The organism is Streptomyces paradoxus (genome assembly GCF_014202475.1).
In the GTDB taxonomy this organism is placed as follows: Bacteria; Actinomycetota; Actinomycetes; order Streptomycetales; family Streptomycetaceae; genus Streptomyces; species Streptomyces paradoxus.
Window position 1 is genome coordinate 550,534 of the sequence record NZ_JACHGV010000001.1, and the last position, 24,358, is coordinate 574,891.

Below are 24,358 nucleotides of genomic sequence, written 5' to 3' on the forward strand. Positions count from 1 at the left end.
GCGCTACCGCGCCGAGGCCGCGACCGGCGCCGGCGCGTAGCCGGTGGGCCGGGCCGTGAGGGTGCCGCGGCCCTGGGTGCGGCTGCGCAACCGGGTCGCGTAACCGAACAGTTCGGCCAGCGGCACGGTGGCGGTGACGACCGCCGCGCCCGCGCGGGAGACCGAGCCGGTCACCTTCCCGCGCCGGGCGGCGAGATCGCCGAGCACGCCGCCGACCGCTTCCCCGGGCACGGTGACCGTGACCTCGACGACCGGCTCCAGCAGGACCATCGCGCAGGCGCGCAGGGCCTCCCGGAGACCGAGCCGGCCGGCCGTGCGGAACGCCGTGTCCGAGGAGTCCTTCACATGGGTCGCCCCGTCGGTCAGGGTGACCCGCAGCCCGGTCACCGGGTGCCCGCCGAGGGGGCCCTCGGTGAGGGCGTCCCGGCAGCCGGCCTCGACCGCCCGGACGAACTCCTGCGGCACCCGCCCGCCGACGACAGCCGAGCGGAACTCGAAACCTCCCTCCTCGTGCGGCTCCACGTCGAGGACGACATGGGCGAACTGCCCCGCCCCGCCGTCCTGTTTGACATGCCGGAACACCAGCCCGGACACGCCCCGGCCGACGGTCTCGCGGTAACTGACCCGTGGGCGACCGACGTTGACCTCCAGCCCCAGCTCGCGCCGGAGCTTCTCCACCGCCACCTCCAGGTGCAGTTCACCCATGCCGGACAGGACCGTCTGCCCGGTCTCCGGGTCGGACCGCACGACCAGCGAGGGGTCCTCCTCGGTCAGCCGCGCCAGCCCCGACGCGAGCCGGTCGGTGTCACCGGCCCGGCGGGACTCGACCGCGACCGATACCACCGGCTCGGGCACACCGGGTGGTTCGAGTACGAGCGGCGCCTCCGCCGCGCACAGGGTCGAGCCCGCGCGTGCCGACTTCAGCCCGACCACGGCGACGATGTCCCCGGCGACGGCCCGGTCCAGCGGGGCGTGCCGGTCGGCCTGGACGCGCAGGATCCGTCCGATCCGCTCGCTGCGCCCGGCGCTCGCGTCCCACAGGGTGTCTCCCTTCTCGATCGTGCCGGAGTAGATCCGCAGATACGTCAGCCGTCCCGTCGGCGTGGCGTGCACCTTGAACGCGAGGGCGGACGCAGGTGCCGCGGGGTCGGCGGGCCGCGTCTGCTCCTCGCCGTCGTCCGTGCCGCGGACCGGCGGCACGTCCAGCGGCGACGGAAGGTAGGCCACGACCGCATCGAGCAGCGGCTCGACACCGCGGTTGCGGTACGCGGAGCCGCACAGCACCACCACGCCGTCACCGTCCCGGGTCACCTCGCGCAGCGCCGAGGAGAGGGTCCCCTCGGAGAGCGCGCCGGTGACGCAGAACTCCTCCAGCGCGCCCGGGTGCAGTTCCGCCACGGCCTCCTCCAGCGACCGGCGGCGCGCCAGGGCCTCGCCCCGCAGGCCGCCGGGCACCGGCACGTCCTCGCAGGTACCGTCGTCGGCCCACAGCAGTGCGCGCATGCGCACCAGGTCGACGACGCCGGTGAAGGTGTCCTCCGAGCCGACCGGCAGCTGCACGACCAGGGGTGCCGGGTGCAGCCGCTCCCGGATGGACGCCACGGCCGCGTCGAGGTCGGCCCCGGCGCGGTCCATCTTGTTGACGAACGCGATCCTCGGCACGCCGTGCCGGTCGGCCTGCCGCCACACCGACTCGCTCTGCGGCTCCACCCCGGCCACCGCGTCGAACACGGCCACCGCGCCGTCGAGCACCCGCAGCGCCCGCTCCACCTCGTCGGCGAAGTCGACGTGCCCCGGGGTGTCGATGAGGTTGAGCCGGTGACCGTCCCAGGCGCAGCTCACCGCCGCGGCGAAGATGGTGATGCCCCGGTCGCGCTCCTGCGGGTCGAAGTCGGTGACGGTGGTGCCGTCGTGGACCTCGCCGCGTTTGTGCGTGGTGCCGGTGGCGAACAGGATCCTTTCGGTGACGGTGGTCTTGCCGGCGTCGACATGGGCGAGGATGCCGAGGTTGCGGACGACGGCGAGCGGGTTGAGGTGGGTGCGCACGGCCCGGGGCCTTTCGGTGCGTTCAGGAAGGGGGCAGCGCGATTCCCGGGCGAAGCGGGCAGACAAGAACTCGAACCCGACGTTGCGTCAGGATCGTCGGGGTGTCAGACGCTCGTCCCGGTCAGCCGGTGCCGCCGCGCAGCGGGCACCGGGGCGACGAAGACACGAGGATCACCTCGTAGCGCGGCAGGGAGACGACGGCAGCGGTGTGGTCACGCATGGCCGTCTCCCTTCATTCGTCGCGCCGGTGCCCCGGCGCTCGGTAGTGGGCGGCGCCGGGTATGTGCGTGAGTGTAGGGAGGGCGGCGGGGACGGGGCCAGGGGTTTTTGAAGCGGGCGGTTCGGGGCGGTCGGGTCCGTCTTCGTCGCGTCCCGGCCGATGGCGACCTGGCGGTAGTTGCCGGCCGCACCTGCCGAGCCCCGCTGCGCATCTCTGGTCTCCACACACCTCAGGGGTCTCGTCCGGTTCGCGCTCTACTCGCCGGGCCGGTGACTGCGGACGCTGAACGTATGGGGGCTGTCGAAGAGGGGCTGCGCCGATTACAGTTCGGCCAGTTGGCTTGTCCGCGCTGCCGGTTGCCGGTTGCCGCAGGATCGTGTGGCGACGCTGGAGCAGGACTGGGTTCTGCTGGAGCCGGGGCTGGAGGTGCCGGCGCACCTCGTGCCCGCAGAGCACCGGTGGATCACTCTGTCGGACGGCCGGGTCACGGTGTACGGGGTGTGCCCGCCGGACGGCTCGCAGCGCTGCCGGATCGAGCACCGGCTGGCGTGCTCCAAGCAGCCGTTGCCGGATCTCTGGCCGTGGCTGACGGCCCTGCGGGCGGAGAACGCCCGGGCCGCGCAGCGGCGAACCGACCCGGAACCGCCGCGCCTGCCGCAGGCGTGGCCGGACGCCGGGTAGGCGGGGCTTCCGGCACGCTCTGACCGCATGCGGCAGCAACGACACTGGCAGTGCCTCGGCTTCGAAGACGAAGTCCCCGGCCAGCAAGTCGAAAAAGGCCGACTGTACGAGCCAGACGCTCGACCAGGCCGAGTGGATGGAGCACTGCGCCGACGATGCCGGCACTGACGCCGACACGGGGGCGAAGTCGGCGGGCTTGAGGTTCGGCGAGTCGTACACGTGGCCCGACGGGCTGAAGGTGTCGGTCACCGAGGCGAAAAGGTTCACCGACTTCGACGAGGATGTGCTGGAGTCACCTGAGCCGGGCAGTACTGACTTCCGGGTGACGCTGAAGTTGGAGAACGGAAGCAAGGAGCCGGCCGCCCTGGACGATCTGTCGCTCATCGTCGAAGGGGCCACGAACGGTGGAGAGGCGTCCTTCACCATGTTCGAGAACGGGTCGCAGCCGCTGGAGGGCCGGCTCGCTCCCGGGGTGAAGACGAGGAAAAACGCCGACCACGTGCTGGAGACGAAGTACGGCAAGAAGATCGTGGTGACGGTGCAGCGGAACAGCGAGAACTACGACCTGGACTTCCCCGAGTTCAACGGCGAGATCACCGGCTGACGCCGGGCACGACGAAGCGCCCCACTCCCCGAGTGGCGGCTGGAGCGGGGCGCTGTCGTCAGGAATCGCTCCGGAGACTGTGTCGCTGCCGGTACCCCTTCGTCGCCTTCATTCCAGCAGGCAGGGCCGCGGTTTTCCGGCTCCGGCAACCCGCGCGTGTATGCGTCACGGCGAGCCTTTGGCAGATCGAAGCGCCGTCAGTTGCTGACGTCGACGGGTGGCGGTGACGCGAGCGAACTGGCCCGATGGCGACAGCGAGAGTGCCGCTCCGCTCGGCAGCCACCTGTCCACAGCGGCAAAACCCGCAGGCCGGACCGCTACTCCGGCGGGGTCGGGGTGTCGTGGGTGCGGTACATCGCCTGGACGTCCAGCTCCAGTTGGACGGTCGGGCCGACCACGGCGATGCCCCGGGCCAGCATGGAACGCCAGTTGAGGGTGTAGTCCTCACGGTGCAGTTCCGCCGTCGCCAGGGCCGCGCAGCGCAACTCCTGGTCGTAGCCGCCGTTCACGGTGCCGAGGTAGGTCGTGTCCAGGGCCACCGAGCGGCTGACGCCGTGCATCGTGAGGGAGCCCTGCAGCGTCCACTTGCTGCCGCCCCGGTAGGCGAAGCGCGTGCTGGTGAAGTCGATGTGCGGGAAGCGCTCGACGTCGAGGAAGTCGGCGGACCGCAGGTGGTTGTCGCGGGTGCTGTTGCCGGTGGTGATGCTGGAGGCGTCGATGCGGACGTGCACGCGGGAGTCGGTCATGTCCGGGGCTATCCGGATGCCGCCCTCGAAGCGTTCGAAGCGGCCGTGGACATGGGCCATGCCGACGTGCTTGGCGATGAACCGGATCGCCGTGTGCGGTGGGTCGAAGAGCCAGGTTCCGGCCGTCGGCAGCTGGAGCGCCTCGGCGGGCTGCAGCCAGACGCGTTCGGTGGCCGGCGGGGCGCCCGGGCCCGTCTCGATCGTCTCGCGGTGCGGCCGCAGGCCCTGCGCCGAGATGAGCAGGCTGTACCGGCCGGGCGGCAGGGCCGCGAGGAAGTAGCCGTACGGGTCGGTCGTGCCGCGGGCGGCGACGCGGTGGGTGTCCAGGGCGGTGACGGTGACGTCCGCCGCGGCCAGCGGCGAGCCCATCGGGTCGACGACCTCGCGGGCTACGGCACCCGCGCCGGCGGGGAGGGGGAGGGCGAGGCCCGCCGCTGCGGCGGGGGTGCTCTTGAGCCACCGGCGCCGGAGCGTTGCGAGGGCCATGGTGGTCACCTTTCTTCGGGTGTGCGGCCGTACGGACGGCGCTTCCGCGCACGCCGACGGCCGCACCTTGCTGCGGTCACACCCCCTTGTCGATCTTGACGGACCGGGCTCCGGTGCGGGTGTCTCAATACGAGACAGTCAGGGCTGCCCCCTGAAGGCGTCCGCGTGTTCGGCGGCCCACTGGGCGAACGTGCGCGCCGGGCGGCCGGTGACCTTCTCGACGACGCCGGAGACCGTGCGGCCCACTTCCGGGGTGTCTCCGTACGCCTTGAGCAGGAAGCCGACGACGTCCTCGGGGAGGCCCGCCGCCCGCCACGTCGCTACGGCCTCCTCCTCGGTCAGTTCAATCAGGGCGATCTCCCGGCCGACGGCAGCGGCGATCGTGCTCACCTTGTCGCCGAGGGTCAGCACCTCGGGGCCGGTGATCACGTACTCCTGGCCGTCGTGCCCCTCCTGCGTGAGCGCGACCGCGGCGACGGCGCCGATGTCGCCCTCGTGCACCATGGCGCTCAGCCGGTCGACGAACGGCTCCCGCACCTCGCCCGCCGCCACGATCCCGTCCGCCCAGTCCAGGGCGTTGGCCATGAACTCGACCGGCATGAGCACGGTCCAGTCCACGCCGTCGTCGGCGCGCACGGCGTCCTCCAGCGGGGTGGGGCCGCCGCCGTGCAGCACGGTGACGCGGCGGATCCCGGCGGAGCGGGCGAGTTCCAGGATGCGGGGGCCGGTCTCCAGCGGGCTGAAGGCCGCACCGCCGAAGGTGATCAGATGGAGGCCGGTGACACCCTCCATGGCCGGGGCCAGGCCGTCCGGCTCGGTGAGGTCGCCCTCGACGACCTCGACGCCGGCCGGGAAAGAGGCCTTCGCTGCGTCACGCGTCAGGGCGCGCACCTCGTGGCCCCGGTCGAGCAGTTCGGTGACGACCTGCCGGCCGACGGTTCCGGTGGCACCGGTGACAAGGATCCTCTGCGTCTGGGTCATGCCACGACCCTAGGAAGGCTTGCGGTCAGTTTCCGTCCGCAAGGCCGGGGAGAATGACGTGGCTTCCCATACCGGTCCGCAGGGGGTGGGGCATGGCGGAACGACGGTTCACACGGCAGGACTTGGTTCGCCGCCGACGACGAGGCGGCTTCGTCGGAAGACGCGATGAGATCAGCGCGTTCCGGACCAATCTCGGCCCACGGCTTCTGGCGGGCGGTGTCAGGCTCATGCGTCCGGTCGACGAGACGGTGGTCGGCAAGTCGCAAGACCGCCACGCCTGGGTCATGAGACTGGTCAGGTCCGTTCTGCGGCTCATCGCCCGGCATTCCCCGGGTGGGAACACAGCCGTCCCCACGGCAGGGCCGTAGAGCGGCTCCTGACTAGGGGGCGCTCCCTTGGGTGTGCTCCGGCGGGCCCCCTTCGTACGCCGCCAGCAACACCCCCCGTACCCCTTCCGCCGTCACCTCGCGCGGATTGGCGTACGGCTCGCCCGCGGCCCGGTCCGCCGCCGGGGCCACGTCGGCTTCCGCGAGGCCCAGTTCGGCCAGGGAGCGCGGGGCGCCGAGGCGGGCGGCCAGGTCCCACAGGGCGCGGGGGACGTCGTCGGTGCCGAGGGCGCGGCGCAGTACGGTCAACGCCTGCGGAGCGGCGGGGGCGTTGTGGGCGAGGGCGTGGGGCAGGACGACGGTGTGGGTCTCGGCATGGGGCAGGCCGTAGGTGCCGCCCAGGACGTGGCACAGCTTGTGGTGCAGCCCCATCGTGGTCGTGCCGAGGCACGCGCCGCACAGCCACGCCGCGTACAGTGCCCGGCCGCGCGCGTCGAGGTCACCCGGGTCGGCGGCAAGCCGCGGAAGCGCCTCGGTCATCGCCCGGACGCCCTCCTCCGCCATGACCGTCACCAGCGGTGAGACGTCCGGGGCGTACAGTGCCTCGACGGCGTGGGCGAGCGCGTTGATCCCGCTGGTGACGGTCAGGGGTACGGGCAGGGAGAGGGTGAGGCGGGGGTCGTAGACGACGCTGCGGGGCTGGACGACCGGGTCGCGGCCGGTGCGTTTGGTGCCGTGCTCCGTCAGGCCCCACACCGGGGTCATCTCCGAGCCGGAGTAGGTCGACGGCACGGCGATCAGCGGCAGTCCGGTGCGCAGGGCGATCGCCTTGCCGAGCCCGATGGCGGAGCCGCCGCCGACCGCGACGCAGCCGTCCGCACCGGCCGCGCGTACGGCCGCGACGGCCCGGTCGGCGTCCTCGACGGGCACATGCATGCGGGCCTCGGCGTGCAGGCCCACGCAGCGGTCGCCGAGGGCGTCCGCCACCGTCCGTGCCACGGACTCGCCCCGGCTTCCGCACACGACGAGCAGCCGCCGCAGGCCCAGTCGGGCCGCCTCCTCCGGGGTCGCGGTGACGGCCGCGCCGGGCCGGAAGACCACCCGCACGGGCCGGGTCTCGTAGGTGAACTGCTCCTGGAACGTCATGCGGTCCGCTCCAGGACGAGGTCGAAGCGGGCGTGCCGGAAGGGGTTCGCCACGCCGAACTCCCGGGCCAGCGAGGGGTCGTCCGTCTCCGTGAAGTCCTGGACCAGGCTCTGTTTCACGGCGAACACCGCGTCGGAGTCGAGGTAGTCGCCGCCGGCCACGAAGATGTGCGTGGTGACGGGGGTGTGGCCCTCGGCCTCGGCGATGAAGTGGATGTGCGCGGGGCGGTAGGGGTGCCGCCCGGTGGCGCGCAGCAGCACGCCCACGGGGCCGTCGGTCGGGATCGGATACGCCGCCGGGACGCAGGTGCGGAACCAGAAGCGGCCCTCGGCGTCGGCGGTGAACAGCCCGCGTCCGTTGCCCGCGGGCTGGACGCCGGGCTGCTGGACGTCGTAGTAGCCCTTGTCGTCGGCCTGCCAGACGTCGACGACGGCGCCGGGCAGCGGCGTGCCGTCGGCGGACCGCACCCGGCCGCTCACCACGCACCTCTCGCCGCCGCCCACCAGGTCGATGTCGTCGCCGAGCGCGCGGACCGGCGAATCCGTCATGTGGAAGGGGCCCAGCACGGTCGACTCGGTCGCGCCCGCCGCGCGATCGCTGTTCAGCGTCTCCACCAGCATGGACAGGCCCAGGACGTCCGACAGCAGGATGAACTCCTGCCGGGTGTCGGTGCAGGCCTGGCCGGTCGCCGTCAGGAAGGTGATCGCCCGCTCCCACTCCTCCTGGGTGAGACGGGTCTCGCGTGCGAAATCGTGCAGGTGGCGGACGAGGCCGGTGAGCAGTTCGCCCAGCCTCGGGTCGGCGGTCCCGCGCAGGCTGTCGAGGGCCTGCGCGGTGACGCCGGCCCCGGTCGCGTCGGTGGTCATCCCGGCTCCTCGTCGTCGACGTCCGCTTCCTCCATGATGGCGCGCTCAGGCGTGCCCGAGGATGCGCCGCAGCGCGTCCGCGAGCAGTTCCCCGGCGTCCGGACGGGCGCCGGCGTGCCGGAAGGCGACGAACCCGTCCGGGCGTACGAGGAGGGCGCCCGCGTCCGGGATCTCACGCAGCCGCGCCCAGTCGCCGTACGGGTCCTCGTACTGCTGCCCGGGGCCGATCACCACCGTGGCGATCTCCACCTCCTGCGCCTCGGCCGCCCGCACCCAGTCCTCTCCTCCGATGCCGGTCAGCAGGGTGAAGCGGCCCCGGCCGATCGTGTCGAGGGTGGAGAGCGTGCGGGTGCCGGAGGTGATCCAGGCGTGCGGGAGCCGGGCGCCCGGGCGGGAGGACGGCTGGTGGTGCAGCTCGGGGTCGCGGGCGAAGCCCGGGTCGGGCGTGCCGTCGGGGACGATCGCGGCGGAGCTCTCGGCGGAGTAGCGCTGGTTGAGGTCGACGCCGTGCGCGTTGAACTCGTAGACCTTGAAGGCGATCGCCTCGCGCAGCTTCGCCCGCTGCTTCTCGGCGGCCTCGGTGGCGTCCTTGCGGGCGGCGATGTTCGCCCACAGCTGCTCGGGGGTCTGCGGGGCGAGACCGTCGAGGGCCTCGAAGACGGGGGCGGTCTCGCGGATGGACCGGTTGGCGCGGGTGACGACCTGGCGGCCGACCGGGGCGCGCTCGGCGGTGTAGCTGTCGAGCAGCCTCGGGTGGGCGGTGCCGTCGAGGACCAGCCGGAGCTTCCAGGCGAGGTTGTAGGCGTCCTGGATCGAGGTGTTGGAGCCGAGGCCGTTGGACGGCGGATGCCGGTGCACGGCGTCTCCGGCGCAGAAGACACGGCCGTTCGCGTACGACTGCGCGTACATCTCGTTGACGGTCCACGCCGAGGACGACTTGACGGTCACGGGGATGTCGTCGTCGCCGACGAGCTGTCGGACGACGGACTCGGCGTACTCGGTGGTCAGGTCCGGCGCGCCGGCGTTCACGTCGTAGCCCCAGACGATGAGCCACTCGTTCCACGGGCGCACGCAGCGCACCAGGCCGGCGCCGATGCCCCCGACCGTCGCCCCCGGGGCGAGGACCCAGTAGAGGGTGGACGGGCGGTGGGCGGTGTACTTGCCCAGGTCCGCCTCGAAGACGATGTTGACGCTGCCGGCCACGCCCATCTGACCGCCCATCGGCAGCCCGGCGTCCGCGGCGACCTTCGACCGTCCGCCGTCGGCGCCGATGAGGTACTTGGCGCGGATCTCGTACGTGTCCCCGCGCAGCCGGTCGCGGACGGTGGCCGTGACGCCGTCGGCGTCCTGGGTGTGGGAGAGGTACTCGTTCTGGAAGCGGAGCCGGGTGCCGCGGGCGACGGCCGCGTTCACGAGGACCGGTTCCATCAGGTGCTGCGGCATGTCGCACATGCGGGTGGGGCTGGCCAGTTCGTGCTCGGCCTGCACGAGCGGGTCGTTGCCCCAGGAACGCACCCGGCCCAGCTCCTCGCCCGCCAGGCTCGTGCAGAACGTCGTGTTGCCCATCAGATGTTGCGGAGTGGCCTGCGCGACGACCTGCTCCTCCACGCCGAGGTCGCGCAGCACCTCCATGGTGCGCTGGTTGGTGATGTGCGCACGGGGGGTGTCGGCGAGGCTCGCGTAGCGGGTCACCACGATGTTGGGCACGCCGTAGGTGCTCAGGGCGAGCGCGGCCGAGGCACCGGCCGGGCCGCTGCCCACGATCAGGACGTCGGTCTCGACGACGGTGGACACGGGGGCTCCTGCGGAGGGGTTGGGGCGACGGGGAGTGCCGGACGTCCGTGATCATGGCGTCCTCCGGCCGGTCGCGGGTGTCTCATTACGAGACACCCGGTGGGGCGGGCCGTGTCAGGTACGAGCATCCGGTGAGGCGCGCCGTTGCGTGTGCGGGCACCGGTGAGGCAGGCCGTTGCGTGTGCGGGCACCCGTGAGGCAGGCCGCGCGATGTGCGAGCACCCGGTGAGGCAGGCCGCGCCATGTGCGAGCACCCGGTGAAGCGGGACGGAACCGGCGATTGTTTCCCGTTCAACCGAACGCGCTACGGTGGTCCGTGCCGTGACCACCACAGACTCTTCCCCCGCAGCCACCGCCCGGCCCTCGCTGCGCGCCGCTCGCGAGCGGTTCCTGGCGGGGCGTCCGCTGCCCCCGGGAGTGCCGGAAGAGGTCGTCGCGGCGTGGCGGCGGGCGCGGTTCTTCGGTGTGCCGCACGACTTGGAGGAGCCGTCGGCGTGTCCGCCGCTCCCCGGGGAGTCGCCACTGCTCGGTGCCGCCCGGCCGGTGCTCGACCGGGTCGTCCCCGCACTGAGCGCGGGCGGGTCGCTGCTCGTCCTGACCGACGAGCGGCTGCGCGTGCTGTGGACGGCGGGGAGCTCGCCCGGGTCGCGTGTGTGCGCCGTCCTGTCGGAGCAGGAGGTCGGCAACAACAGCGCGGCCCTCGCCCTGCGTGCCCGGAGCCGGGCCGAGGTGCACGGGCCCGAGCACTTCCTCGACCGATGGCAGGACGTGTCCGCGGTCAGCGTCCCGGTGCTCGGCCCGGAGAGCGGGCAGGTGCTGGGCACGCTGACGGTCGTGTCCCGGCTGTCCGCCGCGGGCCGGCCGCATCCGCAGGCGGCCCTCGCCGAGGCGACGGTCGCGGCGGTCGAGACCGAACTGCGGACACGGGCCGGGCGGGGCGAACGGGTGCTGCTGGACGCCTACGTGCTGGCCGCGCGGGGGCAGGACCGGGCCGTGGCGGCCCTCGACGGCCGCAACCGGCTGGTCAGCGACGCGGCCCAGCGGCTGCTGACGCCCGAGGTGCTCGGAGTGCTGGAACGTACGGCGGCCGGCGCCTCCGACACGGACGTCACGGGCTTCGCGGAGCTGCCGGAGGGGGCCGGATGCACCGCGCGTGTCACTCCGGTCCGCCTGGACGGCAGGACCATCGGGATCGTGGCCGCCCTGGAACCCCTCGACGATCCGGCGCCCCCGGCCCCGGCCCCGTCCCCGCCGGTCGCGCTGACCGGCTCCTCGCTCCCCTGGCGGCACGCCGTCGGCCATGCCGTCGAACTGGCCCGCTCCCGGGAGCCCCTGCTGCTCACCGGTGAGCGCGGCACGGGCAAGAGCGCGCTGGCGCGGGAGCTGTTGGGCCCGGATTCCGTACAGGTCGCCGACGCGGCGCTGGACCCCGGCCTCGGCCAGGCTCTGCCCGCACGGCACCCCGGCGACCCACTGCTGCTCCGTCACGGTGAGCGCCTCGCGCAGCCCGGCGTGGCGGCACTCAACTCCCTGCTCGACCAGCACCCGGACACCCGGCTGCTGGTCACTTACACACCCGGCGCACCGGTGGGCCCCTGCCTCCAGCGCCTCCTGGACAAACTGTCCGCCCGCTCGGTGGCCCTGCCGCCGCTCCGCGAACGCACCGAGGACATCAGGGAACTCCTGCCGGCCCTCGCACCTCGTCCGGCACCCGGGCAACCGCCGCTGACCTGGACCCTGGACGCCCTGCGCGCGCTCCAGCGGTACCCGTGGCCCGGGAACGTCACCGAGCTGGCCCATGTCGTACGGGCCCTGGCGGAGCAGCGGCGGCCGACCGGGCCGGTGCGCCGGGCGGAGCTGCCGGACGCCGTCCGGGAAGGACCGGCCGCGCGCCCGCTCAGCCCGATGGAGCACGCCGAACGCGCGGCGATCCTGGAGGCGCTGCGCCGGCACGGCGGCAACAAGGCACGCGCGGCGGCCGCGCTGGGGATCGGCCGGGCGACGCTGTACCGCAAGCTGCGGGGATACCGGCACTGAGTCACGGGCACGCACGACGGCCCCTGCGTACGCGCGGCAAGCCGTGACGGCGCACAACAGCTCGGGCGGGTCGAGAAAGATCTCGACCCGCCCGAGCTGGTCTGTGTCCGAGGGGGGACTTGAACCCCCACGCCCGATAAAGGGCACTAGCACCTCAAGCTAGCGCGTCTGCCATTCCGCCACCCGGACCAGGTGTCTGCCGCCTTGCCAGGGGTGTTCCCCGCGGCGACACGGACAACAATACCAAGGTTTCGGAGTGCCTTTCACCTGCGTTTCCGTCCGCATGGCGGGGGTCCGGGACCTCGCGCTCCGATACCTCTAGGGTCGCACCATGAGTGACTGGATGGTTACGCAGGGCTCCTCCGCGGGACGCCGCCCGCGGACGCTGTCGCCGCTCAGGGAGCATCTGCGGGACACGTTCTGGTTCGCCCCGACCGCGGCGATGGTCAGCGTTTTCGTGGTCTGGGTGGGGGCGCAGGCGCTCGACACGGCGATCGTCGACGCGCTCCAGGAGGACCGGGACTACGAGACGCTCGACGAACTGCTGCGGTTCGCGGAGGACGCGAAGGCCGTGGTGAGCGCGGTCGGGTCGGCGATGATGACCTTCATCGGTGTGGTCTTCAGCATCTCGCTGGTGGCCGTGCAGATGGCGAGCGGGCAGTTCACCCCGCGCGTGGTGCGGCTCTTCGTCCGGAGCCGGATCACCAAGGCGACCTTCGCGGTGTTCCTGGCGACGTTCGTACTGACCCTGCTGGTCCTGACGAGCTTCGACAGCGTCGAGGACCCCCGGGCCGTCACCTCGGTGCCCTTGGTGCAGTCGGTGCTCACCCTCTGCATGGTCGGGCTGAGCCTGCTGCTCTTCGTGCTGTACGTGAACTCCACTCTCAGGCTGATGCGGATCAGCCATGTGATCGCCCGGATCGCCTCGGAGTCCTTCCGGGTGGCCGCCTCGGTGCCCGTGCCGGCGGGCGGGCAGGACGACCCCGGCCTGGGCGCCGCGACCGCCTGGGTGCCACACGAGGGCCGGGCGGGGGTGCTGCGGGATGTACACATCTCGCGGCTGGTGCGGGTGGCGCGCAAGCACGGGGTCGTGCTGCGGCTGATCCCGCGGACCGGGGACTTCGTGGTGCCGGGCATGCCCGTGCTGGCGGTCCACGGCGGGCCGGTCCCGCCGCGCCGGGCACTGCGCTACGCGGTCTCCGTGGGGGTGGAGCGGACCTACCACCAGGATCTCGGTTTCGGGCTGCGGCAACTGGCCGACATCGCGTTGCGCGCCCTGTCGTCCGCGATCAACGATCCGACGACGGCCGTGCAGGCGCTGGACCGTATCGTCCAGTTCCTGGCCGCGCTGAGCCGACGGCCGTTGGATGCCGCCCTGTACCGGGACCGGGCCGGTGTGCTGCGGCTGGTGCAGCCGGTGCCCGGCTGGGCCGAGCTGGTGGACCTCGGGTTCACCGAGGTGCGGGGGTGCGCGCCCGGAAATCCGCAGGTGTGCCGGCGCATGCTGGCCGGCCTGGACGACCTGCTCCTGCTCGCGCCGCCGGAGCGCCGCGCGCCGCTGCTGCGCCATCGCGAACTGCTCCGCCAGGCGATCGACCTGACTGCACCGAACCCGGCGGACCGGGACTTCGCACTGCACCCGGACCGGCAGGGGATCGGCTGAGAGTCCAGGGCCCGAGTGGCGCCGGGCCCTGTTCGGCGTCGGGCCGTGTTCGGCGTCGGGCCTGCCGGACGAACGGATCCTGTTCGGCGTCCGACGCCGGCCCCCCGCAGACTGACCGCGTGGCGAACCGGCGCCGGACGCGCCCCCCTTCCTCAGGGCAGCAGCTGGTACTCCGGGAAGTTCCCCGGCAGCCGCTCCCCCTCCGGGCCCCGCGTCACGGCGCGCACCAGCAGGTCACCGCCGACGAACGCGCCGCGCCAGGACGCGCCGAGCCCGCCGAACAGTTCGTCGCGGTCGCCCCGGGAGCGGGGCGTGCCGTGGCCGACCTTGAACGCGCGGATGTGCGGGGCGAGCCGGTCGTACGTCGCCCGGTCGTCCGTGGACAGCGTGGCGACCAGCGCGCCGTTGGAGGCGTTCATCGCGGCCAGCAGCTCCGCTTCCGTGTCGACCAGGACGATCGTGTCGACCGGCCCGAACGGCTCCGCGTGGTGCAGCGGAGAGGACGAGGGCGGATTGAGGAGCGTGACCGGCTGGACATAGGCGGAGGTGTCCTGGCCGGGCAGGAAGCGGGCGTCGTCGGGCGTGGCGCGGTGCAGCGGTACGGCGCCGCGCTCGATCGCCTCGGAGACCTGGTCCTGCAGTTCCTTCGCCTTGGCCGCGTTGATCACCGGCCCGAAGTCCAGCTCCGGGTACGGGTCGTCCGGGTGCTCCACGGCGAGCGGATGCCCGACTCCGAGCGTCCGCACCGCCGGTAGGTACGCCGCCAGGAACGCGTCGAACAGGTGTCGCTGGACGACGAAGCGCGGGTACGCCGTGCAGCGCTGCTTGCCGTAGTCGAAGAGCTTGGGGATCACCGCGGTGAGCGTGTCCCAGTCCGAGTAGTTCCAGATGCCCCAGGTGTTGAGCCCTTCCTGTTCGAGTACATGTCGTTTGCCGAGGTCGGCGACGGCCGTGGCGACGGCGGCTCCGGTGTCACGGCCGCCGACGAAGGAGACGCAGCCGATCTCGGGCGCCCGCACCAGCGCCTGTGACAGCTCGCCTCCGCTGCCGCTGACGAGGGTCACGGGGATTCCCTCGCGGGCGGCGAGAGCACAGGCCAGGGTCAGACAGGCGACACCGCCGTCGGTCGGGGTCTTGGCGATGACCGCGTTGCCTGCCAGTGCCTGGACCAGCACTGCGTGAACGAGCACGCTCATCGGGTAGTTCCAGCTGGCGATGTTGGACACGGGGCCGTCCAGCGGGGTGCGCCCGGCGAGCATCGGTTCGATGCCGTCGACGTACCAGCGGACCCCGTCGACGGCCCGGTCGACGTCCGCCTGGGCGAGCCGCCAGGGCTTGCCGATCTCCCAGACGAGCAGGAGCGCGAGCAGACCGCGGTGTTCGGCGAGGGCGTCGAGGGTGGCCGCGACCCGGGCCCGGCGCTCCTCCAGGGGGAGGTGCCGCCAGGCACGGCGCTGGTCCAGTGCGGCGCAGACGGCCCGGTGGGCGGTGGTCCCGTCCAGACGGGGCGGGCCGGCGATCGGGCTGCCGTCGACCGGGCTGACGGCGGGCAGGACCCTGCCGTCGGCCTGCCAGGCGCCGTTCCAGAGGTTGAGGACCCGGTCGTCACGGAAGGCCTCGGGGGCGGCGGCGAGGCAGCGCCGCCATGCGTCGGACCAGGACGTGCCGGTCTTGAGGGTGAGGGTGGGTGCCATGGGGTTGCTCCGCTCTCGGTGCACAGTCGGGGGCGGGGAATCGGCGTGGGTGGTTCGGTGTCGGTGGTTCGACGTCGGTGGCCCGGCAATCGGCCTCAGCCGCGCACGAGCACGGTGGCCCGGCTACCGCCCTTCCAGCCGCGCGAGCACCAGCTTCGCCGTCTCTGTCGGGGTGCTGCCCACGCTCACACCGACCGCCTCCAGTGCCTCCTTCTTCGCCTGCGCGGTACCGGAGGAGCCCGACACGATCGCACCCGCGTGGCCCATGGTCTTGCCCTCGGGCGCGGTGAAACCGGCGATGTAGCCGACGACCGGCTTGGTGACGTGCTCACGGACGTACGCCGCCGCGCGTTCCTCCGCGTCGCCGCCGATCTCGCCGATGAGGACGATCAGTTCGGTGTCGGGGTCGTCCTGGAAGGCGGCGAGGCAGTCGATGTGCGTGGTGCCGACGACGGGGTCGCCGCCGATGCCGACGCAGGTGGAGAAGCCGATGTCGCGCAGCTCGTACATGAGCTGGTACGTCAGCGTGCCGGACTTGGACACCAGTCCGATCCGGCCCGGCTTGGTGATGTCGGCCGGGATGATGCCCGCGTTGGACTGTCCGGGCGTGATGAGGCCCGGGCAGTTGGGGCCGACGATGCGGGTGCCCTTGTCCTTCGCGTAGGCGGTGAAGGCCACGGAGTCGTGGACCGGGATGCCCTCGGTGATGACGACGGCGAGGGCGATGCCGGCATCGGCGGCCTCGACGACGGCCGCCTTGGCGAAGGCGGGCGGCACGAAGACCACGGTGACGTCGGCTCCGGTCGCGCGCATGCCGTCGGCGACCGAGCCGAAGACGGGCACGGCCCTGGGGGCACCTCCCAGGCCCTCAAGGCACTGGGGGACGTCGAAGTCGACGGTGCGGCCCGCCTTGCGCGGGTTGACCCCGCCGACGACGTTCGTGCCGGCCGCGAGCATCCGCCGCGTGTGCTTCATGCCCTCGCCGCCGGTCATGCCCTGGACGAGGACCTTGCTCTCCTTGGTGAGGTAGATGGCCATGGCGTTCCCTCTCCTCAGGCCGTGGTGGCGAGTTCGGCGGCACGGGCGGCGGCGCCGTCCATGGTGGTGGCCTGCTGGACCAGCGGATGGGCGTACTCGTCGAGGACGGCCCGGCCCCGGGCCGCGTTGTTGCCGTCCAGACGGACGACCAGCGGTTTGGTCAGCCGGACGGTCTCCAGGGCCTGCACGATGCCGTCGGCGACCGCGTCACAGGCGGTGATCCCGCCGAAGACGTTGACGAAGACGGATTTCACGGCCGGGTCGGAGAGGATGACCGACAGCCCGTCCGCCATCACCTGGGCGCTCGCTCCGCCGCCGATGTCGAGGAAGTTGGCGGGTCGCGCGCCGCAGCCCGCGACCACGTCGAGGGTGGACATGACGAGGCCCGCCCCGTTGCCGATGATGCCGACCTCGCCGTCGAGCTTGACGTAGTTGAGGCCCTTGGCGGCGGCCGCGGCCTCCAGCGAGTCTTCGTGCTCCACGTCGTCGGCGCCCCACCGGGCCTGTCGGAAGCGGGCGTTGTCGTCGAGGGTGACCTTGCCGTCCAGGGCGAGGATCTGTCCCTGCCGGGTGCGCACGAGCGGGTTCACCTCGACCAGGAGGGCGTCCTCGCGGACCAGGCCCTCCCAGAGCCGGATGATGACGTCCACGGTCTGCGGCGGCAGCCCGGCCGCCTCGGCGATCTCACCGGCCTTCGCGGAGGTGACGCCCTCGGCGGGATCGACGGGCACGCGGGCCACGGCCTCGGGACGGGTGGCGGCGACGTCCTCGATGTCCATGCCGCCCTCTGCCGAGGCGATCGCGAGGAACCGGCCCGCAGCGCGGTCGAGTACGTAGGACACGTAGAACTCGGTCTCGATGTCCACGGGCTGGGCCAGCATGACCTTGCCGACCGTGTGGCCCTTGATGTGCATGCCGAGGATCTGACGGGCGGTGAGCTCGGCGGCGGCGGGGTCGGCGGCGAGCTTCACTCCGCCCGCCTTGCCCCGTCCACCGGTCTTCACCTGGGCCTTCACCACCACCCGCCCGCCGAGCCCGCGCGCGATGTCGCGTGCCTGCTTGGGCGAGTCGGTGACCTCGGCTCGCGGCACCAAGATGCCGTGTTCTGCGAAGAGTTCCCTTGCCTGGTGTTCGTACAGGTCCATTCCGGCTCCTGACTGCTGTGTCTTCTGGGGAGCGACCCCCAGTCCCCCGAAAGTGCCGCACGCCCCCTGGACACCACCCACCGGATGCGGGATAACAAGCTTCATACAGTATTCGTCGACTGTATGCAATGTACTGCGAGCCGCTCCAACCCCCTACGAAGGGACAGGACTTCGCCATGCCCGACGACACCCAGGACTTGATTTCCGGTGGTCATCTCGTAGCCAAGGCGCTGAAGGCCGAGGGAGTCGACCGCATCTACACGCTGTGCGGCGGCCACATCATCGACATCTACGACGGTTGCGTCGACGAGGGCATCGAAGTCGTCGACGTGCGCCACGAGCAGGTCGCCGCCCACGCCGCCGACGGCTATGCGCGGATCACCGGCAAGCCCGGCTGCGCGGTGGTCACCGCGGGGCCCGGGACGACCGACGCCGTCACCGGTGTCGCCAACGCCTTCCGCGCCGAGTCCCCGATGCTGCTGATCGGCGGTCAGGGGGCCCTCACCCAGCACAAGATGGGGTCCCTCCAGGACCTGCCGCACGTCGACATGATGAACCCCATCACCAAGTTCGCGGCGACCGTGCCCGACACCGCCCGCGCCGCGGACATGGTGTCCATGGCGTTCCGCGAGTGCTTCCACGGCGCGCCGGGCCCCTCCTTCCTGGAGATCCCGCGCGACGTGCTGGACGCCAAGGTGCCGGCCGCCAAGGCGCGCGTGCCGCAGGGCGGCGCCTACCGTGCCTCGACCCGCTCGGCCGGCGATCCCGAGGCGGTCGAGAAGCTCGCCGACCTGCTGGTGCACGCCGAGAAGCCGGCCATCCTGCTCGGCAGCCAGGTGTGGACCACCCGCGGAACCGAGTCCGCCATCGAACTCGTGCGGACCCTCAACATCCCGGCCTACATGAACGGCGCGGGACGCGGCACCCTCCCGCCCGGCGACCCGCACCACTTCCAGCTCTCGCGCCGGTACGCCTTCTCAGGCGCCGACGTCATCGTCATCGTCGGGACGCCCTTCGACTTCCGCATGGGCTACGGCAAGCGGCTGTCGCCGGACGCGACCGTCGTGCAGATCGACCTCGACTACCGCACCGTCGGCAAGAACCGCGACATCGACCTCGGCATCGTGGGCGATGCCGGGCTGGTGCTGAAGTCGGTGACCGAGGCGGCCTCCGGGCGCATCAACGGCGGTGCGTCCAAGCGCAAGGAGTGGCTGGACGAGCTGCGGGCGGCCGAGCAGACCGCTCTGGAGAAGCGGCTGCCGAACCTGAAGTCCGACGCCTCACCCATCCACCCCTACCGTCTGGTGAGCGAGATCAACGACTTCCTCACCGAGGACTCGGTCTACATCGGCGACGGCGGCGACATCGTCACCTTCTCCGGGCAGGTCGTGCAGCCCAAGTCGCCCGGGCACTGGATGGACCCGGGGCCCCTCGGCACGCTCGGCGTGGGCGTCCCCTTCGTGCTCGCGGCCAAGCAGGCGCGGCCCGACAAGGAGGTCGTCGCGCTCTTCGGAGACGGCGCGTTCTCCCTGACCGGCTGGGACTTCGAGACCCTCGTCCGCTACAACCTCCCGTTCGTCGGCATCGTCGGCAACAACTCCTCCATGAACCAGATCCGGTACGGCCAGGCCGCCAAGTACGGCAAGGACCGCGAGCGGATCGGCAACACCCTCGGCGACGTCCGCTACGACGAGTTCGCCCGGATGCTGGGCGGTCACGGCGAGGAGGTCCGCGACCCCGCCGACATCGGCCCGGCCCTGCTGCGCGCCCGCGAGTCCGGCAAGCCGTCGCTGATCAATGTCTGGGTCGACCCCGACGCGTACGCCCCCGGAACCATGAACCAGACCATGTACAAGTGAGGTGCCCCCGATGACTTCTCCGTCCACCAAGGCCCTCGAAGGCATCCGCGTGCTGGACATGACCCACGTCCAGTCCGGGCCGTCGGCGACCCAGCTGCTCGCCTGGCTCGGCGCGGACGTCGTCAAGCTGGAGGCGCCGACCGGCGACATCACGCGCAAGCAGCTGCGTGACCTGCCGGACGTCGACTCCCTCTACTTCACGATGCTCAACTGCAACAAGCGGAGCATCACCCTCAACACCAAGACCGAGCGCGGCAAGGAGATCCTCACCGAGCTGATCCGGCGCTCCGACGTCATGGTCGAGAACTTCGGTCCGGGCGCGGTGGACCGGATGGGCTTCACCTGGGACCGCATCCAGGAGATCAATCCACGGATCGTCTATGCCTCCATCAAGGGGTTCGGCGAGGGTCCGTACACCAACTTCAAGGCGTACGAGGTCGTCGCGCAGGCCATGGGCGGGTCGATGTCGACCACCGGTTTCGAGGACGGACCGCCGCTGGCGACGGGGGCCCAGATCGGGGACTCTGGGACGGGTGTGCACGCCGTGGCGGGGATTCTCGCGGCGCTGTACCAGCGGGAGAACACCGGGCGCGGGCAGCGGGTCAACGTGGCCATGCAGCATGCCGTCCTCAACCTCTGCCGGGTGAAGCTGAGGGATCAGCAGCGGCTGGCACACGGCCCGCTCCGTGAATATCCCAACGAGGACTTCGGCGACGAGGTTCCCAGGTCCGGAAACGCCTCCGGCGGCGGCCAGCCCGGCTGGGCGGTCAAGTGCGCGCCGGGCGGCCCGAACGACTACGTGTACGTCATCGTGCAACCCGTCGGCTGGCAGCCGATCAGCGAGCTCATCGGCCGGCCCGAGCTGGCCGACGACCCCGAGTGGGCGACGCCCGAGGCGCGGCTGCCCAAGCTCGGCAAGATGTTCCAGCTGATCGAGGAGTGGACCTCGACGCTGCCCAAGTGGGAGGTACTGGAGCGGCTCAACGCGCGCAACATCCCGTGCGGGCCGATCCTGTCCACCCGGGAGATCATCGAGGACCGTTCGCTCGCCGCCAACGAGATGGTCGTCACCGTCCCCCACCCCGAGCGCGGCGACTTCGTGACCGTCGGCAGTCCGCTCAAGCTGTCCGACTCCCCCGTCGAGGTGACCAGCTCCCCGCTGCTCGGGGAGCACAACGAAGAGGTCTACGTCGGCGAACTCGGCCTCGGCGACGAGGAAGTGCGCCTGCTCAAGTCGAACGGGGTGATCTGACGTGATGGCGGAAGACCGGGTCCTGCGGGTGCGGTCCCTCCTGGAGGCCGTGCGGGCCGAGGGGCGGACCGCGCTGACCGCGCCCGAGGGCAAGGTGATCGCCGACGCGTACGGGATCGCCGTGCCGGGCGAGGAGCTGGCGACGGACGTCGAGGAGGCCGTGGCGTTCGCGGCGCGTTTCGGCGGGCCCGTCGTGATGAAGATCGTCTCGCCGGACATCCTGCACAAGACCGACGCCGGCGGAGTGATCGTGGGGGTCGAGGGCGCGACCGACGTACGGGCCGCCTTCCACACCATCATCGACAACGCGCGCGCCTACGACGCCGCCGCCCGAATCTCGGGCGTGCAGGTGCAGGAACTGCTGCCGAAGGGGCAGGAGGTCATCGTCGGCGCGGTCACGGACCCGACGTTCGGGAAGGTGGTCGCCTTCGGTCTCGGCGGGGTCCTCGTCGAGGTCCTGAAGGACGTGACGTTCCGGCTCGCACCGGTGACCGCCGACGAGGCGCTGTCGATGCTGGATTCGATCCGGTCGGCGGAGATCCTGCGCGGGGTGCGCGGCCAGGCGGGCGTGGACCGGTGGGCCGTCGCCGAGCAGATCCGCCGGGTGTCGCAACTCGTCGCCGACTTCCCCGAGATCGCCGAGGTGGACCTCAATCCGGTGATCGCGACGGCGGAGGGGGCCGTCGCGGCCGACATCCGGGTGATCCTCGCCGAGTCGCAGCCCGCGCCGCGCCGGAGGTATGCGCGCGAGGAAATCCTCACCTCGATGCGCCGGCTGATGCAGCCGGGCTCGGTCGCCGTGATCGGCGCCTCCAACGAGCAGGGCAAGATCGGCAATTCGGTGATGCGCAACCTCGTCGACGGAGGGTTCGCCGGGGAGATCCATCCGGTGAATCCCAAGGCCGATGACATTCTGGGCCGCAAGGCGTACAAGAGTGTCACGGACGTTCCCGGAGAGGTGGATGTGGCGGTCTTCGCGATCCCCGCCAAGTTCGTGGCCTCGGCCCTGGAGGAGGTGGGACGCAAGAAGATCCCGAACGCCGTCCTGATCCCCTCCGGATTCGCGGAGACCGGCGAGCACGAACTCCAGGCGGAGATCGTGGCGATCGCCGAGCGGCACGGCGTACGGCTGCTGGGGCCGAACATCTACGGCTACTACTCGACCTGGCAGGACCTGTGCGCCACGTTCTGCACGCCGTACGACGTCAAGGGCGGGGTGGCGCTGACCTCGCAGTCGGGCGGCATCGGCATGGCCATCCTGGGCTTCGCCCGCACCACCAAGACGGGCGTGTCGGCGATCGTCGGACTCGGCAACAAATCTGACCTGGACGAGGACGACCTGCTGACCTGGTTCGGCGAGGACCCGCACACCGACTGCATCGCGATGCACCTGGAGGACCTCAAGGACGGCCGCGCCTTCGTGGAGGCCGCCCGGGCGACCGTGCCGAAGAAGCCGGTGGTCGTGCTGAAGGCCGGCCGGACGGCGGCGGGAGCCAAGGCGGCCGGTTCGCACACCGGTGCCCTGGCGGGCGACGACGCCGTGTACGACGACATCCTGCGGCAGGCCGGGGTGATCCGGGCGCCGGGGCTGAACGAGATGCTCGAGTACGCGCGCGCGTTGCCGGTGCTTCCCGCGCCCCAGGGCGACAACGTCGTGATCATCACGGGCGCCGGCGGCAGTGGTGTGCTGCTCTCCGACGCGGTGACGGACAACGGACTGTCGCTGATGGAGATCCCGCCGGACCTCGACGAGGCGTTCCGGAAGTTCATCCCGCCCTTCGGGGCCGCGGGCAACCCGGTGGACATCACCGGGGGCGAGCCGCCGTCGACGTACGAGGCGACGCTCCGGCTGGGCCTGGAGGACCCGCGCATCCACGCGCTCGTCCTCGGCTACTGGCACACCATCGTCACTCCTCCCATGGTCTTCGCGGAGCTCACCGCGCGCGTGGTGGCCGAGTTCCGGGAGCGCGGGATCGAGAAGCCCGTGGTGGCGTCGCTCGCTGGGGACGTGGAGGTCGAGGAGGCCTGCCAGTACCTCTTCGAGCGCGGGGTCGTGGCGTACCCGTACACGACCGAGAAGCCGGTGGCCGTGCTCGGCGCGAAGTACCGCTGGGCGCGGGAGGCGGGACTGCTGGGGGGCGGTACATGAGGTGACTGAGCGGGGGGCCGGCCGACGGTGCGCGTCGGCCGGCCCCGGGACCCGCACGGCATGGGACAGGGGGCGCTGGCCAGATCTTTCGACGCAAGGGGTGCGACACGACATGACAACGACCGATCTGCCCACCACGGTTCCCTACCGGGAGGTCACCGACGCGAACGGTCGCGTCTACCGCCTCGGTGAGACCGACATCGACATCATGGGGCGCAAACGCAAGTGGATGGTGATCCTGCCCTGGATCGGCATGATGGGCATCTCCTCCGCCGAGTACGCGTTCGCGTCCGCCGAGGACACCCTGCACACGGCGCACAGCTGGAACAGCATGCACATCTTCTGGATGATGACCGTCTGGGTCTTCTTCCAGGCCGCGGTGGCCTTCCCCGCGGGCAAGCTGCGCGAGAGCGGAAAACTGCCGGCCCGCTGGGCCATGATGCTCGGCGCCACCGGCACGCTGCTGGGCTACCTGTCGCTCGCCTTCGCGCCGCACGTGGTCTTCGCCTACATCGGCTTCAGCATGTTCAGCGGCATGGGCGCGGGCATGGTGTACGCCACCTGCGTCAACATGGTCGGCAAGTGGTACCCGGAGCGCAAGGGCGGCAAGACCGGCTTCGTCAACGGCGGTTTCGCCTACGGCTCGGTGCCCTTCGTCTTCCTCTTCAACGGCTACATGGACCTGACCAACTTCCGCTGGGTGCTGGTCTCGGTGGGTGTGTTCCTGGCCGGCCTGGTCGCGTTCTCCGGCTACTTCTTCAAGGACCCGCCGAAGAACTGGTGGCCCTCCACGATCGACCCGCTGAACCCGCCGGACGACCCGCGCGCGGCCCGCTCGATGCGCATGAACCCGCCGGCGGTGCGCCAGTACTCCCCGAAGGAGGCGTGGAAGACCGGCCGGGTCGCCCTGATGTGGTTCTGTCTGGCGTGCACGTCCGGCGTGAACATCTTCGGCATCGCCTTCCAGGTGGAGATCGGCGAGGAGGCCGGATTCGCGGGCGGGATCGTCGCCACGGCCATGTCCCTGAAGGCCATCGTGAACGGCACCGGCCGCGGTGTCATCGGCTGGCTCTCCGACCTGTACGGCCGCAAGCGGTGCCTGCTCGTCGTCTGCGTGATCCTGGGCCTGTCCCAGTACGGCATCCTCTGGTCGGCGAACGCCGAGAACCTTCCCCTGTTCCTGGTCTTCTCCTCGATCTCCGGCTTCGGCGGCGGAGCCATCTTCCCGATGTTCGCCGCGCTCACCGCCGACTACTTCGGCGAGAACAACAACGCGTCCAACTACGGCATGGTCTACAGCGCCAAGCTCGTCTCCGGCCTGGGCGCCGGCATGGGTGCCGTGGTCGTCGGTGCCTGGGGGCACTCCGGTGCCTTCATCCTGGCCGGCTCCATCTCCCTCTTCGCGGGCTGCGTGGCGCTGTTCCTGACCCCGCCGGGACGCGACAGGGAAACGCGCCGCATCTCCCCCAACCCGCAACCGCTCGGTGAGGACACGACCTGACACGGCGGCCTGACATGGCGGCGGATCCGACCGCGGCAGCCAGACCGTTCGCACCGTCCGCCGTGCACCGTCCCCCTTCGGGCCGACGCGTCCGGAAACGTGAGGAGGCCCTTCCCCGGTCGGG

17 protein-coding genes and 1 tRNA gene are annotated in these 24,358 nt (G+C 71.6%); 8 read left to right on the forward strand and 10 right to left on the reverse strand.

Features of this window, described 5'->3' with window-relative positions; genetic code table 11:
• Positions 1-3: 3 nt before the first annotated feature.
• Positions 4-2,046 carry an elongation factor G gene (gene fusA / locus HNR57_RS02505; protein ID WP_184555192.1) on the reverse strand — a complete coding sequence of 681 codons (2,043 nt, stop codon included), beginning with the start codon at positions 2,044-2,046 and terminating at the stop codon, positions 4-6.
• 598 nt (positions 2,047-2,644) lie between these two features.
• Here fusA and HNR57_RS02510 point away from each other — a divergent pair.
• Together HNR57_RS02510 and HNR57_RS02515 are read left to right on the forward strand one after the other, a co-directional pair.
• Complete coding sequence (locus HNR57_RS02510) at positions 2,645-2,947, forward strand: DUF6083 domain-containing protein (RefSeq protein ID WP_313672939.1); 303 nt, start codon at positions 2,645-2,647, stop codon at positions 2,945-2,947.
• A gap of 136 nt (positions 2,948-3,083) precedes the next feature.
• Entirely contained in the window at positions 3,084-3,551 is a 468-nt protein-coding gene (locus HNR57_RS02515; RefSeq protein WP_184555195.1) for a hypothetical protein, read from the forward strand.
• A 317-nt stretch (positions 3,552-3,868) separates the two neighbouring features.
• Here HNR57_RS02515 and HNR57_RS02520 read toward each other — a convergent pair whose 3' ends face one another.
• From HNR57_RS02520 to HNR57_RS02540, 5 genes are all read right to left on the reverse strand, one after another.
• Positions 3,869-4,783 (reverse strand): YceI family protein, encoded by a 915-nt coding sequence (locus HNR57_RS02520; RefSeq protein ID WP_184555198.1) that lies wholly within the window; start codon positions 4,781-4,783, stop codon positions 3,869-3,871.
• A gap of 138 nt (positions 4,784-4,921) precedes the next feature.
• Positions 4,922-5,764 (reverse strand): NAD(P)H-binding protein, encoded by an 843-nt coding sequence (locus HNR57_RS02525; RefSeq protein ID WP_184555201.1) that lies wholly within the window; start codon positions 5,762-5,764, stop codon positions 4,922-4,924.
• Between the two features lie 380 nt (positions 5,765-6,144).
• Positions 6,145-7,236 carry a maleylacetate reductase gene (locus HNR57_RS02530; protein ID WP_184555203.1) on the reverse strand — a complete coding sequence of 364 codons (1,092 nt, stop codon included), beginning with the start codon at positions 7,234-7,236 and terminating at the stop codon, positions 6,145-6,147.
• Positions 7,233-8,102, reverse strand: a complete 870-nt coding sequence (locus HNR57_RS02535) for an intradiol ring-cleavage dioxygenase (protein WP_184555205.1) — start codon at positions 8,100-8,102, stop codon at positions 7,233-7,235. The genes HNR57_RS02530 and HNR57_RS02535 overlap by 4 nt, the downstream gene beginning before the upstream one ends.
• 45 nt (positions 8,103-8,147) lie before the next feature.
• A complete protein-coding gene (locus tag HNR57_RS02540; RefSeq protein ID WP_184555208.1) occupies positions 8,148-9,896 on the reverse strand; it encodes an FAD-dependent oxidoreductase in 1,749 nt (582 codons plus the stop codon).
• 321 nt (positions 9,897-10,217) lie between these two features.
• Between HNR57_RS02540 and HNR57_RS02545 the strand changes: the two genes are divergently transcribed.
• Positions 10,218-11,933, forward strand: a complete 1,716-nt coding sequence (locus HNR57_RS02545; RefSeq protein ID WP_184555210.1) for a sigma-54-dependent Fis family transcriptional regulator — start codon at positions 10,218-10,220, stop codon at positions 11,931-11,933.
• 104 nt (positions 11,934-12,037) lie between these two features.
• On the opposite strand, the gene HNR57_RS02550 is transcribed toward HNR57_RS02545, so the two are convergent.
• Positions 12,038-12,122 (reverse strand) — tRNA-Leu (locus tag HNR57_RS02550).
• Between the two features lie 142 nt (positions 12,123-12,264).
• On the opposite strand from HNR57_RS02550, the gene HNR57_RS02555 reads away from it, so the two are divergent.
• Entirely contained in the window at positions 12,265-13,596 is a 1,332-nt protein-coding gene (locus tag HNR57_RS02555) for a DUF2254 domain-containing protein (protein WP_184555213.1), read from the forward strand.
• 152 nt (positions 13,597-13,748) lie between these two features.
• Here HNR57_RS02555 and HNR57_RS02560 read toward each other — a convergent pair whose 3' ends face one another.
• The 3 genes from HNR57_RS02560 to sucC form a co-directional block, all read right to left on the reverse strand.
• Complete coding sequence (locus tag HNR57_RS02560; protein ID WP_184555215.1) at positions 13,749-15,290, reverse strand: aldehyde dehydrogenase family protein; 1,542 nt, start codon at positions 15,288-15,290, stop codon at positions 13,749-13,751.
• A 123-nt stretch (positions 15,291-15,413) separates the two neighbouring features.
• A complete protein-coding gene (gene sucD, locus HNR57_RS02565) occupies positions 15,414-16,328 on the reverse strand; it encodes a succinate--CoA ligase subunit alpha (protein ID WP_184555218.1) in 915 nt (304 codons plus the stop codon).
• Positions 16,329-16,342: 14 nt separating this feature from the next.
• Positions 16,343-17,473, reverse strand: coding sequence for an ADP-forming succinate--CoA ligase subunit beta (gene sucC, locus HNR57_RS02570; protein WP_184555221.1), 1,131 nt, complete (start codon positions 17,471-17,473; stop codon positions 16,343-16,345).
• Positions 17,474-17,649: 176 nt separating this feature from the next.
• On the opposite strand from sucC, the gene HNR57_RS02575 reads away from it, so the two are divergent.
• From HNR57_RS02575 to HNR57_RS02590, 4 genes are all read left to right on the forward strand, one after another.
• Entirely contained in the window at positions 17,650-19,332 is a 1,683-nt protein-coding gene (locus HNR57_RS02575) for a thiamine pyrophosphate-binding protein (protein WP_184555224.1), read from the forward strand.
• Positions 19,333-19,342: 10 nt separating this feature from the next.
• On the forward strand, positions 19,343-20,584 hold the full coding sequence (frc, locus tag HNR57_RS02580; protein ID WP_184555227.1) for a formyl-CoA transferase: 1,242 nt from the start codon (positions 19,343-19,345) through the stop codon (positions 20,582-20,584).
• Between the two features lie 4 nt (positions 20,585-20,588).
• Positions 20,589-22,733, forward strand: a complete 2,145-nt coding sequence (locus HNR57_RS02585) for an acetate--CoA ligase family protein (RefSeq protein ID WP_184555230.1) — start codon at positions 20,589-20,591, stop codon at positions 22,731-22,733.
• A 112-nt stretch (positions 22,734-22,845) separates the two neighbouring features.
• Positions 22,846-24,234 (forward strand): OFA family MFS transporter, encoded by a 1,389-nt coding sequence (locus tag HNR57_RS02590; protein ID WP_184555233.1) that lies wholly within the window; start codon positions 22,846-22,848, stop codon positions 24,232-24,234.
• The last annotated feature ends 124 nt before the right edge of the window (positions 24,235-24,358 follow it).

Coding starts and splice junctions, on each gene's coding strand:
- HNR57_RS02515 (WP_184555195.1), top strand. CDS start 3,084: ATGGAGCACTGCGCCGACGATGCCGGCACTGACGCCGACACGGGGGCG.
- HNR57_RS02520 (WP_184555198.1), bottom strand. CDS start 4,783: ATGGCCCTCGCAACGCTCCGGCGCCGGTGGCTCAAGAGCACCCCCGCC.
- HNR57_RS02525 (WP_184555201.1), bottom strand. CDS start 5,764: ATGACCCAGACGCAGAGGATCCTTGTCACCGGTGCCACCGGAACCGTC.
- HNR57_RS02530 (WP_184555203.1), bottom strand. CDS start 7,236: ATGACGTTCCAGGAGCAGTTCACCTACGAGACCCGGCCCGTGCGGGTG.
- HNR57_RS02535 (WP_184555205.1), bottom strand. CDS start 8,102: ATGACCACCGACGCGACCGGGGCCGGCGTCACCGCGCAGGCCCTCGAC.
- HNR57_RS02555 (WP_184555213.1), top strand. CDS start 12,265: ATGAGTGACTGGATGGTTACGCAGGGCTCCTCCGCGGGACGCCGCCCG.
- HNR57_RS02560 (WP_184555215.1), bottom strand. CDS start 15,290: ATGGCACCCACCCTCACCCTCAAGACCGGCACGTCCTGGTCCGACGCA.
- sucD (WP_184555218.1), bottom strand. CDS start 16,328: ATGGCCATCTACCTCACCAAGGAGAGCAAGGTCCTCGTCCAGGGCATG.
- sucC (WP_184555221.1), bottom strand. CDS start 17,473: ATGGACCTGTACGAACACCAGGCAAGGGAACTCTTCGCAGAACACGGC.
- HNR57_RS02575 (WP_184555224.1), top strand. CDS start 17,650: ATGCCCGACGACACCCAGGACTTGATTTCCGGTGGTCATCTCGTAGCC.
- frc (WP_184555227.1), top strand. CDS start 19,343: ATGACTTCTCCGTCCACCAAGGCCCTCGAAGGCATCCGCGTGCTGGAC.
- HNR57_RS02585 (WP_184555230.1), top strand. CDS start 20,589: ATGGCGGAAGACCGGGTCCTGCGGGTGCGGTCCCTCCTGGAGGCCGTG.
- HNR57_RS02590 (WP_184555233.1), top strand. CDS start 22,846: ATGACAACGACCGATCTGCCCACCACGGTTCCCTACCGGGAGGTCACC.